The sequence below is a fragment of the Roseburia sp. 1XD42-69 genome, from assembly GCF_003612565.1.
Classification (GTDB): Bacteria; Bacillota; Clostridia; order Lachnospirales; family Lachnospiraceae; genus Roseburia_B.
The window spans coordinates 1-1,105 of sequence record NZ_RAZG01000226.1; the positions used below are offsets into that span (position 1 = coordinate 1).

Sequence of the window (1,105 nt, forward strand, 5' to 3'; positions counted from 1 at the left end):
ATGCTATTTTATTGCCAGTTTTTATTGAATTTTCAAGGTGCATCTGCGCTTATTCAAATGCGAAGTTTGAGTTAATAAAATATAACAGCTAATGTTTCCCTTAAAAATCATCAAATCACAATCGAAATTGACCGAGCTGAAAGAGAAGGATGCTTGTTGCCCGAAAGACAAGAAGATGGAAGTAGAAGAAAACAAAAAATAATTTTTTATATGAAAGGCTGGTTGCAGAATGTCAAAACAAAATATTTATGATAATGATTTATTTTACGAAAACTTCGAGAAAATACGTAGCAAAGAAATCAATTTTAATGATATTATTGAGACACCAATAATATTAGGAATGATACCTGAACTATATAAAAAGAAAGTATTAGATATTGGATGTGGTATGGGGCAACATGCACTTCAATATTCAAAGAAAGGGGCGTTATCCGTTCTTGGAATTGATATATCGGAAAAAATGTTAGCATATGCAAGAAAAAATAATGCTGCCTCTAATATTGAATACAGAAGACTGGCTTTTGAAGAATTGGATGATTTAGAGGAAAAGTTTGATGTTATTACAAGTTCATTGGCTTTTGATTATGTAGAAAATTTTGAAAGGCTTATGAAACAGATTTATAGTCACTTGAATGAAAATGGCAAATGTGTTTTTTCGATGTCACACCCAATAAGTACAGCATATGATGGGACTTTTGACAGATATACCAGAACAGAAACTGGAGAAAGATTATATGCTAATCTACGAAATTACGGAATAGAGGGTAAGCGTGTTATTCATTGGGTAGTAGATGAATATGAACTTTATCATAGAACGATTTCAACATTAATAAATGATATTGTTTCTGCTGGATTTATTATTGAGGAATGTCAGGAATCAAAAGTACCAGAATCAATTAGAGAAAAGCGAACAGATATGTTTGGAGGAGTTATTCATCAGCCAGACTTTATTTTTTTTAGGTGTGGAAAGAAAAATTAATATTTTATCTATGTAAAGAACCCGACAAATTCTTTAGGTTACAATCGATGATGGGGTAAACGAAAAAGCAGTTTTGACATTGCAGGGAACTGCCCCTTCGTTTACACCATTTTCGATTTGGCCTAA

General features: G+C 31.9%; 1 protein-coding gene. It reads left to right on the forward strand.

Annotation, left to right across the window (positions count from 1 at the left end; all coding sequences use genetic code 11):
* Positions 1 to 229 precede the first annotated feature (229 nt).
* On the forward strand, positions 230 to 979 hold the full coding sequence (locus tag D7Y06_RS25245) for a class I SAM-dependent methyltransferase (RefSeq protein ID WP_055068445.1): 750 nt from the start codon (positions 230 to 232) through the stop codon (positions 977 to 979).
* Positions 980 to 1,105 lie beyond the last annotated feature (126 nt).